The organism is Limnohabitans rimovensis (SeqCode) (assembly GCF_965234775.1).
GTDB classification, from domain to species: Bacteria; Pseudomonadota; Gammaproteobacteria; order Burkholderiales; family Burkholderiaceae_C; genus Limnohabitans; species Limnohabitans rimovensis.
Genome location: NZ_OZ248562.1, coordinates 612,731 through 625,706, shown reverse-complemented (window position 1 = coordinate 625,706; position 12,976 = coordinate 612,731). Strand labels below are relative to the sequence as shown.

Sequence of the window (12,976 nt, the reverse complement as noted above, 5' to 3'; positions counted from 1 at the left end):
GCTTTCAGGATGGTTTCGCTCTTTCAAGGATCTTGGCTTTCACGCTCGGCCATACCTCGGGGTTGACCATCCTTGGAGGGGTTTCGCCCCGAACCAGCATCCCGATCAACTGATCTGCGGCCCATTGGGCCATTCGCTTTCTGGAGTGCTCTGTCACACCCGCGCAGTGATAAGTGCCAATCACACGTGGGTGCTGTAGCAAGGGGTCACCCAGTGGGGGTGGCTCGACATCCCAGACGTCAAGCCCAGCACCAGCTATTTGCCCGCTCTCCAAAGCGGTCAAAAGCGCATCTTGTCGATGAATGCCTCCCCTTGCTGTGTTGAGAAAGTAAGCACCCTGCTTCATCGATTGAAAAGCATTGATATCAAACATGCCCATTGTTGTGGCATCACGCGGACAATGGACCGTGACAATATCGGATCGTTTGAGCAACTCAGCAAAAGAGACCGGCTCTGCGCCACGCTCATTGATCTGCTGGGCCGTCAACAAGGGGTCAAAGGCCAACACCTTCATGTCAAAAGCAGCCGCCAATCGGGCCACCCGCCGCCCCACATGTCCCAGGCCAACAATCCCAAGCGCAGCGCCGGTGATTTCTTGCCCCATGAAGTCCTCTTTCACGAAATCTCGATCGTGGCGCATGCGGCGATCGCACTGGGTCAGGCGATGGGTCAGATCGATCATCAAACCCATCGCTGCTTCGGCCACAGATTGCGCGTTCGATCCTGCTTGATGCACCAACAACACACCAGCGCGGTTGCAAGCCTGGACGTCGACCGTGTCAAAGCCTGCACCGCCAGTGGAGACACACAGCAATTTTGGACAGCGATCAAAAAGTTCGGAACTGGCATGCAATGGCTTGGGCAACTCATCGCGCGCAGAAGTGATTTGGTAAATGTCGGCGACCTCCAATGCCGCCCAAGCTCGGGGATCGTCGTTGCGGTCAAAAGTCTCGAGGGTGAGGCCAGGACAAGCACTGATATGTTCAGCAAAAGCGGCGTGGTGCCAAAGATTGGCTCGGGCAATCCGAAACATGTTGATGTCTCCTAATTCGTCAACAAAAGCGCAATCATCTCACCCAGGAAATGGTGCTGGTTAGGCAATCACTCATTTATCATCATTAAAAATATAGGAGCGACTTGTGACACTTGCGATTTGGGAGGCCATGCCAAGCATGCCCCCCAATTCCGTTGAAACAGGCTATGCTCCAGTCCAAAGAGACAAGGGGTTAGCGATGCGCAACGGATGCATCCGCCAGCGCATGTGCAGCCTCATTCCACCCACAGGAGAATGACAAGATGAATTCTTTATTCGGTTTAAATTTGCCCGGTCACTGCGGGCGCATTGCTGCTGTTTGTCTGGCCTTGTCGGTGACTGCTTTTCCATTCGCATCGGCCGCACAGGATTTCCCAACCAAGCCGGTTCGAATTGTGGTGCCGTATTCTGCGGGAGGCCCGACAGATCTGATGGCCAGAGCGATTGCCAAATACATGGCCAGCGCAAGTGGCCAGATGTTCACCATCGAAAACCGCGGTGGCGCTGGTGGCACGATTGGCACCGCTGCGGTCGCACGCTCGGCACCCGACGGTTACACCCTGGTCGTCAACGGCACGCTTGCCCATGCGCTGGGGCCCATGCTGCGACCCAAAACAGCTGGTTACACAGTGCAAGAAATGTCAGCTGTGGGCATCTTCAGCAGCAGCTCCAATTTTTTGGTGGTCTCCCCCTCACTCAATGTCAAAACAGTCAGAGACTTGATCGCGCGGGCCAAAGCCGATGATGGTAAGTTGGCTTTTTCCTCCGCCGGCCAAGCCAGCAACCCCCACCTGGGCGCAGAACTTTTCAAGTCCCTGGCAGGTGTGCCCATGGAGCACATTGCCTACAAAGGTGTATCCGACACCGTCAACGATCTCGTGAGCGGCCGTGTACCGGTGGCCTTTGCCAGCCCCAGTCTTGCACTCCCTTTGCTCAAAGACAACCGGATCGTGGCGCTGGCGACCACTGGCGAAAAACGAATGAAGGGCTGGGAACAGCTGCCCACGATTGCAGAGGCTGGCGTACCAGGCTATGTGTTTGAGTCAACCTACATCTTGGCGGCCCCTGGAAAAATACCAGCACCTGTGATGGCCCGACTCAATGCGCTGCTGCAGCAAGCCCTTGACGACCCCGAAACCCGGACAGCGCTGGAGAAACTGGGACTTGAGACCATGAAAAACACGACTTCACAAGCGGATCAATTGGTCATGACCGAACTCAAACGCTGGGAAGACATCGTCAAGCGACTCGATATCCGACAGGACTGACACAAAAAACTGCGGGCTGGGTGTTGGTACTGGACCAGTTCTCACGCAATGTGTTCCGCGACTCGCCCCTCGCGTTTGCACAGGATGCGCTGGCCTTGGCGCTGGCGCATGAGTTGATGGCCAGTGGGCACGACCGCAGCCTGCCCTTGGCGCAGCGCTGTTTTGCCCACAGGCCTTAAATGCACAGCGAGTCCTCATTGGTTCACACGCAAGCGAAACAACACACCTGAATTGGCTTCACGTTGTCGGATTTGACAACAGCCGTCTTTCGTTGGCAAAATAGCCAACATGCCCGCCAAACTGATCACCCGCTTCAAGAACATCACACCAGATGGCGGGGTGATTGAGCTGGTGGTTTGGCGTGTGCCAGCGCCGGTTTCACCCAGCAAGCACGGCTTCAAATACCGTGCCGTCTATGTCAAGGATGGCATTCGCATCGTTGGTTTTGACAATGAGCGAGGCAAAGGCGACCATTGCCATTTGGACGGGCAAGAAAGGCCCTATGCATTCAAAGGCGTGGAGCAGCTGGTCGAAGATTTCATCGCCGCCATTGCGGCCAGGAGAACCACATGAACGATCGCTTTTTGACCATCACCCTGCAACCCGAATGGCAAGCCGGTCTGCGTTCAGCAGCCCTTGCGGCGAAGAAGACGACTTACCAGGGCGAGGTTCTCAATTTTGAAAGCCCCGGCCACTTTTTTGGTCAGTTGACCGAAAAGCGATGGGCACTGGTGCGCACCGCGCAAGGCAAGGGCGAGCTGTCGGTGCGTGAGTTGGCCCGACTGGTGGAGCGCGATGTCAAAAGGGTGCATGAGGATGTGGTGGTGCTGTCAGACTTGGGGTTGCTCGAGCGAACAGGGTCTGGCGGGTTGATATGCCCCTATGAATCCATGCACATCGACATGGTTCTGAAGGCAGCTTGAACATCTCCGCCTTCCCCCTGACAAAGGCATTTGCACTTCATCTACATTGAGTAACCCATGAACACCCAAAACCTGTTTTCCCTCAAAAACCGTGTGGCCGTGGTCACTGGCGGCTCGCGGGGCATTGGCCGCATGATCGCCCAAGGCCTGCTGTGCCAAGGTGCCCGCGTCTACATCACCGCCCGCAAAGCCGCTGCCTGCGACGAGGCTGCCAAAAGCCTGTCGGCTTGGGGGACTTGTGTCTCGCTGCCGGTGGACATCTCCACCACCGAGGGGGTGCAGCAACTGGTGAAGCGCTTTGCCGAGCACGAAGGCCAGTTGGACATTTTGGTCAACAACGCGGGCGCCGCTTGGGCGGCGCCGTTGGATGACTTTCCCGAATCGGGCTGGGACAAAGTGGTGGACCTCAACCTCAAAACCCCCTTCTTTTTGACCCAAGCCTTTGCACCGATGCTGCGCCAAGCCGCCAAGCAGCACATGGCCAAGGTGATCAACATCGCTTCGGTGGACGGCATCTCGGTCAACCCCTTGGAAACCTACTCTTATGCGGCCAGCAAATCGGGTTTGATCCACCTGACGCGGCGCATGTCGCATGCCTTGATCGGCGACGGCATCTGCGTCAACGCCATCGCACCGGGCGCATTTGTATCGGACATGAACCGCGACGCCCGCGACAACGGCGAGGCCGTGGCCCGGCGCATCCCGGCCCAGCGCATTGGCCGAGACGAGGACATGGCCGCCGCCGCCATTTACTTGGCCAGTGCGGCCAGCGACTACGTGGTGGGCCACACTTTGGTGGTCGATGGGGGCGTGACCCATGCGCGTGGCTATGGGGCTTTGCCCTGACCGCCCCGCGCCGACCCTTGGCCCATGGGTCATGACGCCCCCCACTTCACCCCCGTTGTGATGAACCATGCCCTGTCGCCTGCCCTGCCACCGACCGGCGGGGTGGACCCTGCAGCGATCGCCTTGGCCGACGGCGTGGGTGTGCTGTGGCAGGACCTGCATATGGCCCTGGTGCTCAAACCTTCTGGCATGTTGTCGGTGCCCGGCCGCGGCCCTGACAAACAAGATTGCTTGAGCGCGCGCTTGGCCCAAGCGGGCTTGCCGTCCATGGTGGTGCACCGGCTCGACCAAGCCACCTCGGGCTTGATGCTGTTTGCCCGCAGTGCCGAGATGCAGCGACAGCTCTCACATGCCTTTGCACAGCGCCAAGTCAATAAACAGTACTTGGCTTGCGTGGCAGGCCACTGGCCGCCATCTGACGTTTGGCAATTGATCGACGCGCCCATTGCCGCCGATTGGCCGCGCCGCCCGCTGCGCATCGTGGCCGTCAACGGCCAAAGCAGCCAAACGCTGTGGCGCAGCCTGGGCCCGTGCATGGGTCAAACCACAGATGGCAACAGCGCAGGTACGTGGCTGGCCCTGCGCCCCTTGAGCGGTCGCACCCATCAACTGCGGGTGCACTTGCAACACATCGGCCACCCCATTTGGGGCGACGCCATGTATGCCCCGCCCGATGTGCGGGCCTGCGCTCCCCGCTTGATGCTGCATGCCCAACGCTTGGCGTTCACCCACCCGGCAACCGGTCAGGACTTGGCCTTTGAACACACCCCTGTAGGCTGGTTGAACCCAGACATGCTTTTACGCGCACAAGACATGCCATGGTGAAGCCACGCCCACACACGCCCGGTATTGCGGGCTCGACCGACCCAGCCATGGCATTGGCCCAAGTGCGAGCCCAATGGGGTGGCAAAGCGCCTCTGTGGGTGTTTGCCTATGCCTCGCTGCTGTGGCGGCCCGAATTTGATGTGGCCGAACAATCCCTGGCGCGGGTGCAAGGCTGGCGCCGCGCTCTGCAAATGTGGAGCCGCGTCAACCGGGGCACCCCAGCGCAACCGGGTTTGGTTTTTGCCTTGCTGCGGGGTGGCTCTTGCTGGGGGATGGTGCAAAGGGTGCCCACCGCGCAGGCCAATGACGTGCTCGAGCGCTTGTGGTCGCGCGAAATGCCCACCGGTGTGTATGAACCGCGCTGGTTGCGCTGCCAAACCGAAACCGGATCGGTACAAGCCCTGGCTTTCACCCTGCCCCATTCAAGCCTGCAAAACACGGGGCTCTTGCCGACCGATCATTACCAACGCATCTTCAGCGACACCGTGGGCGGGCGGTTTGGCACGACATTGGACTATGCGCAGCAAACCTATGAGCGCTTGCTGGAGTTGGGCATCCACGACCAGGCTCTGGCCGATTTGTTGCATTTGGCCCCTTAAAACAGCAACTTGCGCGCCGCTGCTGCCCGCATTGTTCGGCGCGACAGCATCATCGAAACGGTATTGCGCTGGGTACTGATTTAATCAAGGACTTTCCTGTTTTTGCAAATGTTAACCATTCAGTACATTTATGCACGCAGGCACACCACCTGGGACTTGACATGCTGAACCGCTCTGGAGAACTGCTTTGATCAACGGCGACACCGAACTCATCGCGCACATTGGCTACCCGACCCACACCTTCAAGTCGCCGATGATTTACAACCCCTACTTTGAGCGCACCGGCATCAACGCCGTGGTCATGCCCATGGGCTGCCAGGCTGCTGCCTACCCCGATTTTTTGCGCGCCGTGTTTCAGCTCAGCAACATCCGGGGGGCCTTGATCACCATGCCGCACAAAGTCACCACGGTGGGCTTGGTCGATGTCAGCTCACCCACCGTGAAAATCGCGGGGGCTTGCAATGCCGTGCGCCGCTTGCCCGATGGGCGGCTGCAAGGCGATCTGTTCGACGGCGAAGGCTTTGTGCGGGGCCTGCGCCGCAAAGGCTTTGAGCCGCGCGGCCAACGCGCCTTGGTGGTTGGGACCGGCGGCGTGGGCTCGGCGATTGCCGCCAGCTTGGCCGCGGCCCAACCGGCTTGCCTGCAATTGAACGACATCAACCCAGCAGCTGCCCAGGGCCTGGCGCAGCGCTTGCGCATCCACCACCCCGATGTCCCCGTGGTGGTCGGCCCCAACGACCCCGCCGACATGGACCTGGTGGTCAACGCCACGCCATTGGGCATGAACGCGGGCGACCCGATGCCGATGAACATGGACCGCCTGAGCGCCCACACCTTTGTCGGCGAAGTGGTGCTCAAACAGCACATGACCGCTTTTTTGCAAGCCGCCCAAGAACGCGGTTGCCCCTATCAAGTGGGCTCGGACATGTTGTATGAGCAAATTCCCGCTTACCTGGAGTTTTTTGGTCTGCCCACCACCACCCCCGAGCAATTGCGCAGCCTGGCCCGGTTGAGCGATCCGACCCCTGAGAGGATTCCCGTATGAATCCCGATGATGGCCTGGCCACCTTGCGAAAAACCACTATCCTCTGGGTTTTGCCACTTTCACGGAGCCTGCCATGTTGACCTTGTGTGGATTTGCCGCCAGCAACTATTACAACAAAGTAAAAATCGCCTTGCTGGAAAAAGGCGTCGATTTCACCGAGCAATTGGCTTGGGTGGGTGAGGTGGACCGCCAAGCCAGCCCCCTGGGCAAGGTGCCTTACCTGATCACCGACCAAGGCAGTTTGTGTGAGTCAGCGGTGATGTTGGAATACATCGAGCAACGCTACCCACAACACCCCTTGTTGCCCAGCGACCCCTTCGCCGCCGCCAAAGTGCGTGAACTGGTGACCTTTTTGGATCTGCACCTGGAGTTGGTGGCCCGCAACCTGTATGCCGAGGCGTTGTTTGGCGGCAAAGTGAGCGACGAGGTGAAAGAAAAAACCAAAGCGCAATTGGACAAAAATCTCCGCGCCTTCACCAAATTGGCGCGCTTCGACCCGTACTTGGCAGGCGACACCTTTGGCCTGGCCGACTGTGCGGCCATCGTGCACTTTCCCTTGATCAGTGCTGCCACCAAAGTGATTTATGGCCAGGATCTGTTTGCCGATTTGCCGGTGCGTGACTACCTCAAACGCATGGGCGAGCGCCCGTACATGGCCCAAGTGCAAGCCGACCGCAAAGCCAATGCCGAGATGATGATGGCGCGCATCAAAGCCAAATCAGCGGCCAGTTGAACGGCCCCCTTTTGAACCCCACTAGAAAGAACCCCATGAAGATTCTGATGTTGCACGGCATCAACCACGATATGTTTGGCAAACGCGACCCCAAGCAATACGGCACCATCACCCTGGATGAAATCAATGCCCAGCTGCAAGCCCTGGGCCAACAACTCGGCGCCAGCGTCGAGTGCTACCAAACCAACCACGAAGGCGCGATGTGCGAGCGCATCCACCAGGGCTTTTTGGACGGCGTGGACGCGGTGCTGATCAACGCCGGGGCCTGGACGCATTACAGCTACGGCATCCGTGACGCGCTGGCCATCTTGACCTGCCCCATCGTGGAGTTGCACATGTCCAACATCCACGCCCGCGAACCGTTTCGCCACGTGTCGGTGTTTGCCGAGATCGTCAAAGGCCAAATTTGCGGCTTTGGCGTGGACAGCTATTTGTTGGCTCTGAGCGCTGCCGTCTCAGCCGCCAAGGCAGCCTGAACGCCATGACCACCTCCATCGCCGACATGCGCAAAAGCTACGAGCGCGCAGCGCTCGACGAAAGCGCCTCCGAAGCCGACCCCTTGAAACAGTTTGAGCGATGGCTGCAAGAGGCCATCAGCGGCGAATTGCCCGAACCCACCGCCATGACCTTGGCCACCGTGGGCAGTGACCTGCGCCCCAGCACCCGGGTGGTGCTGCTCAAAGGGGTGAGCGCGCAAGGCCTGGCGTGGTACACCAATTACAAAAGCCGCAAAGGCCAAGAATTGGCCGGGAACCCGCATGCGGCCTTGCAGTTCCATTGGGTGGAGTTGGAGCGTGTGGTGCGCATCGAAGGTTTGGTGGAAAAGCTCGAACCCAAAGACAGCGACGCCTATTACCTGAGCCGCCCACTGGACTCGCGCATCGGGGCCTGGGCCAGCCCGCAAAGTGAGGTGATTTCCTCGCGCACCCAACTGGTTACTGCTGCGGCCAAATACGGCGCTCAGTTTTTGCTGCAACCACCCCGCCCTGACCATTGGGGTGGGTATCGGCTGGTGCCCGACCGCTGGGAGTTTTGGCAAGGCCGCCCCAGCCGCTTGCACGACCGCCTGCGCTACCGCTTGGACCAAGGCGCTTGGCAGCGCGAGCGCTTGGCCCCTTGATCTGCCGCATGGTCGGGGCGGATTCAGCTTGACGCATGAATCGCCCTTAGGCGCTTGGTTCCCCCAAAACACCCAGAGCCATGGTGGCGTATGACAATCATTTCTTTTGTGTCATACTCCTTGTAATACAAATCACCCCCTCGCGTATGACAAGGAGCCACCATGCTGTCAGTTCGACTCCCCGAAGCCATGGAGCGAGATTTAACGCAATATTGCGCGGTCCGCAAACTCACCAAATCGCAAGTGGTGCAAGAAGCCCTGGCCGAGTATTTGGTCGCGGCGCAATCGCCGACAGACGCCAAGCCAGCGCCGGAACCTGATCTGTCGTTTTTGGCGCCTGATGATCCCATCCGTCGGTTCATTGGCATTGCCAAAGGTGGGCCCAGCACCGATGAGTGGATGGCGATCACGCGGGGTGAAAACTGGAACAAACCGTGATATTGGTCGACACCAATGTGCTGCTGGATATTTACAAGGCCGATTCGATTTGGATGCCTTGGTCCTTGCAACATTTGCACCAAGCCAAGCCCCGCCAACTGGCCATCAACATGGTGGTGTATGCCGAATTAGCGGGCCACCCTGCTGAGCCTGAGAACTTGGACGGGTTTCTGGACACCTTGGGCATACAGGTGCTCGAACTGTCACGTCCAGCCGCTCGCTTGGCCGGTCTTGCTTTTCGCCAATACCGCCAACGCGGCGGCACCAAAACCGGCGTGTTGCCCGACTTTTTCATTGGTGCCCATGCCCAAGCCGATGGCTACCAACTGCTGACCCGAGATGCGGGTCGCTACAAAACCTATTTCCCAAAAATCAAGCTGATTTGTCCCTGAGCACTCAGTAGGTCAAAGTCGTGGACTTGCCCCAAAACACCCGGTAGGCAAACACGGTGTAAGCAATGATCACGGGCAAGACCACCGCCACGCCGTAAAAAATCACCAGCAAAGCTTCGGGCGCACTGGCGGCTTGCCAGATGTTGAGTTTGTCAATCACCAACCAAGGAAACAGGCTGTAGGCCAAGCCGTAAAACGACAGCAAGAACACGCCCACGGTGCTGGCAAACGGCACACCGGCGCCGTATTGGTTGCCTTGCGCAAACCGCACGGGCAAGCGAGACAAACTGCGCCCAATCACCAAGAACAAACCCAATGTCATGGCCGGAATCGGCAACAGCATCAGCAGGTTGGGAAAGCTGAACCACTTGTCAAAAATCCTTGGGCTGACCCACGGTGTGGCCACGGATATGGCCAACACACCCGCAGCGGTCAACCACAAACTGCCTTGGGCCCACGCCACCGCCCGCAGCTGCAAAGCGCCTTCGGTTTTCATGATCAGCCAACCTGCACCCAGCAAGCGGTAAGCAAACACCAAGCAAAAACCAATCAAGGCGCTAAAGACATAAGCCGCCGTGTCCTGCTTAAACCCGAGGATGAGTTGGCCCAACATAAAGCCTTGCGACCACGACGCCAATATCGAACCGACGTAAAAGGTTTTGTCCCACAAGGGGCGGTGGTGTGCTTTGGCCTTGACCCGAAAGTCAAAGGCCACGCCACGCAGCGACAGCGCCACCAACATCAGCGCCACAGGCAAATACAGCGCCCCCAAGATGACGCCGTGTGCCATCGGAAAGCCCACCAACAAAACGCCCACGCCCAGCACCAACCAAGTTTCGTTGGCGTCCCAAAACGGGCCGATGCTGGCGATCATGGTGTCTTTGTGCTCGATCGTGTCGGCGCTGTCAAGCAAAGCACCTACGCCTAAGTCGTAGCCATCCAAAATCACATAAGCCAACATGGACAAGGCCATGACCAAGGCGAACACCAGTGGTAACCAGCCTGCAGGGCTGAGCAAATCTACGCCGAACTCAGACATGGCTAAGCCCCTTCACATCGACACTGGGTTCTTCGCCACCATTAACGGCTTTTTTGGCGAGGTAAAACACCACCGACACATAGGCACTCAAGAGGGCCGCATACAGCGTGAGGTACAGGGCCAAAGACAGGGCAATATTGCCCGCAGGCACTTGCGACGCTGCTTGTGCCGTGGTCAGTACCCCATGCACCAGCCAAGGTTGACGGCCAATTTCTGTGACATACCAACCCGACACCAAAGCCACCCAGCCCGCAAAGGTCATGGCCACCAACACCATGGCGGTGCGCCGCGACAGTCCGTCTTTGAAACGCATTTCATAACTGGCAAACCAGCTGACGGCGAGCATGAGCAAACCCACGCCGACCATGATGCGAAACGCCCAAAACACGGGCCCTACCGGCGGGTGTTCGGCAAAATCTTTGATGCCCTTGACCTCGCCATTCCAGTCATGGGTCAGGTAAAAAGAGGCTAATTTAGGAATGGCAATTTCATATTTATTGGACTGCGTGGCTTGATCGGGAATGGCAAACAACACGGCAGGCACACCGGCTTGGGTTTCCCAAATGCCTTCCATCGCCGCCAGCTTGGCGGGTTGGTGTTTCAAGGTGTTCAGGCCATGCAGATCGCCCACGAAAATTTGCACCGGAATCAAGATCGCTGCCACCGTGACACCGGTGCGAAGCGCGGCCATCACATCTTTGGCGCGGTCGTTTTTCAACCACCGATAGGCGCTGATGCCAGCCAGCAAAAAAGACGCTGTCAAACCGGAGGCCAGCAACATGTGCGTCATGCGGTAAGGGAAAGAGGGGTTGAAGATGACCTCGAACCAACTGGTCACATGGGCTTGCCCATTGATCATCTCAAAGCCTGCTGGCGTGTGCATCCATGAGTTGAGCGCCAAGATCCAAAAGGCCGACGCTGTGGTGCCCAAAGCCACCAACCAGGTGGCCAAGGTATGCACCCCTTCGCTGACCCGACCACGCCCGAACAACATGATGCCCAAGAAAGTGGCTTCCAAAAAGAAAGCGGTGAGCACTTCATAAGCGAGCAAGGGTCCCGCCACATTGCCCACGGTGTTCATGAAGCCTGGCCAATTGGTGCCAAACTGAAAACTCATGGTGATGCCACTGACCACGCCCAAGGCGAAGGTCAGGGCAAAAATCTTGATCCAGAACTGGTAGGCGTCCATCCAATGCTGCTCACCCGTCGCCACAAAGCGGGTTTTGAAAAACAACAAAAACCACCCCATGGCAATGCTGATGGTGGGGAACAGAATGTGGAAAGTGATGTTGGCTGCAAACTGCAAACGCGCCAGCACGACGGGATCAAGGGTGTCCATGGTTTATCTCATTCAGCGGATGTTGTGGGTCGTCTCAGGCCTTGAGCAAGGCAGCGCTGACCCAACGCGCCACATCGGGGGCCGACATCGCCCCAGGCTGTCTGGCAATCTCGCGGCCACCCGCAAAAACCGCCAAAGTCGGAATGCTTCGGATATTGAACTTGGCCGCCAAGCCTTGTTCGTCTTCGGTGTTCACCTTCACAAAACGGGCTTTGCCGTGCATGTCGTGGCTGACCTTTTCATAGGCCGGTGCCATGGCGCGGCACGGGCCACACCAAGGCGCCCAAAAGTCCACCACCAAGGGCAAATCGCTTTTGGCCAATTGCGCGTTGAAAGCGGCTTCGCCCAAGTTATCGGGATGCGCTTGCAGCAAAGCAGCGTGACATTTACCGCAATTGAGTTCAGCTTGTAACTTGTCCGAGGGAACGCGGTTGGTGGCGTTGCAGTGGGGGCAGACCAAATGCAGGGTGTTCATAAAGGCATCGCCTTCAAAGTGCGTTCAAAGGAATCTTGGCGTAAGCAATGCCGTTGTCTTCCTTGGGTGGCAACTCACCAGCGCGGATATTGATTTGCACCGCGGGCAAGATGAGTACCGGCATTTCCAAGGTGGCGTCACGCTTGGTGCGCATCTCCACAAACTGGGCTTCGCTGATGCCGTCATGCACATGGATGTTCTTGGCCTTTTGCTCGGCAACCGTGGTCTCGAAATTCACGGGGCGGTCGTTCGGTGGGTAGTCGTGGCACATGAACAGGCGAGTCTCGGGGGGCAGGCTCAAAATTTTGCGGGTGGAGGCGTACAAGGTTTTGGCGTCGCCGCCTGGAAAATCGCATCGAGCCGTGCCCACATCGGGCATGAACATGGTGTCGCCCACAAACACCGCGTCGCCAAACTGGTAGGCCACGCAAGCCGGGGTGTGGCCAGGCACATACATGGTGTGGCCAGTCAGGGCGCCCACGTTGATGGAGTCACCATCGGCAAACAGGTGATCGAACTGTGAGCCGTCCAATTTGAAGCTGGCTTCCATGTTGAAGATGCCTTTGAACACTTTTTGCACGCCGCTGATGTGGTCGCCAATTGCTGTTTTGCCGCCCAAGTGTTGCTTGAGGTAAGGCGCGGCGCTCAGGTGGTCGGCATGGGCATGGGTTTCCATGATCCACTCGACCTTCAAATGGTTGGCTTTGACAAATTCGATGACTTTGTCAGCAGACTTGTGGCTGGTGCGGCCCGACTTGGGGTCGTAGTCCAACACCGAGTCGATGATGGCGCAAGCAGAGCCTGGTTTTTCGTAAACCACATAGGTGACGGTCCAAGTGGCGGGGTCAAAAATGCCATGGACTTGGGGGTTGACAGCAGCGGTGTTCATCGAAAACTCCTT

The 12,976-nt window shown here is 58.1% G+C and carries 18 protein-coding genes; 13 read left to right on the top strand and 5 right to left on the bottom strand.

Annotated elements, in window-relative coordinates; genetic code table 11:
• Positions 1-4: 4 nt before the first annotated feature.
• Positions 5-1,033 (bottom strand): NAD(P)-dependent oxidoreductase, encoded by a 1,029-nt coding sequence (locus AC8GFZ_RS03050; RefSeq protein WP_506642222.1) that lies wholly within the window; start codon positions 1,031-1,033, stop codon positions 5-7.
• A gap of 263 nt (positions 1,034-1,296) precedes the next feature.
• On the opposite strand from AC8GFZ_RS03050, the gene AC8GFZ_RS03045 reads away from it, so the two are divergent.
• The 13 genes from AC8GFZ_RS03045 (at position 1,297) to AC8GFZ_RS02985 (ending at position 9,222) form a co-directional block, all read left to right on the top strand.
• The gene (locus AC8GFZ_RS03045; RefSeq protein ID WP_506642220.1) at positions 1,297-2,301 is read left to right on the top strand and encodes a Bug family tripartite tricarboxylate transporter substrate binding protein; all 1,005 of its coding nucleotides are present in this window, start codon (positions 1,297-1,299) and stop codon (positions 2,299-2,301) included.
• The gene (locus tag AC8GFZ_RS03040) at positions 2,235-2,480 is read left to right on the top strand and encodes a DUF924 family protein (RefSeq protein ID WP_506644205.1); all 246 of its coding nucleotides are present in this window, start codon (positions 2,235-2,237) and stop codon (positions 2,478-2,480) included. Before AC8GFZ_RS03045 ends, AC8GFZ_RS03040 begins: the two co-directional genes overlap by 67 nt.
• Before the next feature lie 109 nt (positions 2,481-2,589).
• Complete coding sequence (locus tag AC8GFZ_RS03035; protein ID WP_506642218.1) at positions 2,590-2,874, top strand: toxin-antitoxin system TumE family protein; 285 nt, start codon at positions 2,590-2,592, stop codon at positions 2,872-2,874.
• Positions 2,871-3,224, top strand: a complete 354-nt coding sequence (locus AC8GFZ_RS03030) for an HVO_A0114 family putative DNA-binding protein (RefSeq protein ID WP_506642216.1) — start codon at positions 2,871-2,873, stop codon at positions 3,222-3,224. The genes AC8GFZ_RS03035 and AC8GFZ_RS03030 overlap by 4 nt, the downstream gene beginning before the upstream one ends.
• Before the next feature lie 57 nt (positions 3,225-3,281).
• Positions 3,282-4,070 (top strand): SDR family oxidoreductase, encoded by a 789-nt coding sequence (locus AC8GFZ_RS03025; RefSeq protein ID WP_506642214.1) that lies wholly within the window; start codon positions 3,282-3,284, stop codon positions 4,068-4,070.
• Positions 4,071-4,094: 24 nt separating this feature from the next.
• Entirely contained in the window at positions 4,095-4,895 is an 801-nt protein-coding gene (locus AC8GFZ_RS03020; protein ID WP_506642212.1) for an RluA family pseudouridine synthase, read from the top strand.
• Positions 4,889-5,494: a gamma-glutamylcyclotransferase gene (locus AC8GFZ_RS03015; RefSeq protein WP_506642210.1), complete on the top strand. Its 606-nt coding sequence runs from the start codon at positions 4,889-4,891 to the stop codon at positions 5,492-5,494. The genes AC8GFZ_RS03020 and AC8GFZ_RS03015 overlap by 7 nt, the downstream gene beginning before the upstream one ends.
• Before the next feature lie 187 nt (positions 5,495-5,681).
• Positions 5,682-6,539 (top strand): shikimate dehydrogenase family protein, encoded by an 858-nt coding sequence (locus tag AC8GFZ_RS03010; RefSeq protein WP_506642208.1) that lies wholly within the window; start codon positions 5,682-5,684, stop codon positions 6,537-6,539.
• A gap of 73 nt (positions 6,540-6,612) precedes the next feature.
• Positions 6,613-7,272, top strand: coding sequence for a glutathione S-transferase (locus AC8GFZ_RS03005; RefSeq protein ID WP_506642206.1), 660 nt, complete (start codon positions 6,613-6,615; stop codon positions 7,270-7,272).
• Positions 7,273-7,307: 35 nt separating this feature from the next.
• The gene (gene aroQ, locus AC8GFZ_RS03000; RefSeq protein ID WP_506642204.1) at positions 7,308-7,748 is read left to right on the top strand and encodes a type II 3-dehydroquinate dehydratase; all 441 of its coding nucleotides are present in this window, start codon (positions 7,308-7,310) and stop codon (positions 7,746-7,748) included.
• Between the two features lie 5 nt (positions 7,749-7,753).
• Positions 7,754-8,392, top strand: a complete 639-nt coding sequence (gene pdxH, locus AC8GFZ_RS02995; protein WP_506642203.1) for a pyridoxamine 5'-phosphate oxidase — start codon at positions 7,754-7,756, stop codon at positions 8,390-8,392.
• 162 nt (positions 8,393-8,554) lie between these two features.
• On the top strand, positions 8,555-8,830 hold the full coding sequence (locus tag AC8GFZ_RS02990; RefSeq protein WP_506642201.1) for a YlcI/YnfO family protein: 276 nt from the start codon (positions 8,555-8,557) through the stop codon (positions 8,828-8,830).
• Positions 8,827-9,222, top strand: coding sequence for a type II toxin-antitoxin system VapC family toxin (locus AC8GFZ_RS02985; RefSeq protein WP_506642198.1), 396 nt, complete (start codon positions 8,827-8,829; stop codon positions 9,220-9,222). The genes AC8GFZ_RS02990 and AC8GFZ_RS02985 overlap by 4 nt, the downstream gene beginning before the upstream one ends.
• 4 nt (positions 9,223-9,226) lie before the next feature.
• Here the strand turns inward: AC8GFZ_RS02985 and AC8GFZ_RS02980 are convergent, their stop codons facing one another.
• The 4 genes from AC8GFZ_RS02980 to AC8GFZ_RS02965 are packed head-to-tail and all read right to left on the bottom strand — an operon-like array spanning position 9,227 to position 12,964.
• Positions 9,227-10,261: a cytochrome d ubiquinol oxidase subunit II gene (locus AC8GFZ_RS02980; RefSeq protein ID WP_506642196.1), complete on the bottom strand. Its 1,035-nt coding sequence runs from the start codon at positions 10,259-10,261 to the stop codon at positions 9,227-9,229.
• A complete protein-coding gene (locus tag AC8GFZ_RS02975; RefSeq protein ID WP_506642194.1) occupies positions 10,254-11,600 on the bottom strand; it encodes a cytochrome ubiquinol oxidase subunit I in 1,347 nt (448 codons plus the stop codon). Before AC8GFZ_RS02975 ends, AC8GFZ_RS02980 begins: the two co-directional genes overlap by 8 nt.
• Before the next feature lie 34 nt (positions 11,601-11,634).
• Positions 11,635-12,075: a thioredoxin TrxC gene (trxC, locus tag AC8GFZ_RS02970; protein ID WP_506642191.1), complete on the bottom strand. Its 441-nt coding sequence runs from the start codon at positions 12,073-12,075 to the stop codon at positions 11,635-11,637.
• Between the two features lie 13 nt (positions 12,076-12,088).
• On the bottom strand, positions 12,089-12,964 hold the full coding sequence (locus tag AC8GFZ_RS02965) for an MBL fold metallo-hydrolase (protein WP_506642189.1): 876 nt from the start codon (positions 12,962-12,964) through the stop codon (positions 12,089-12,091).
• Positions 12,965-12,976 lie beyond the last annotated feature (12 nt).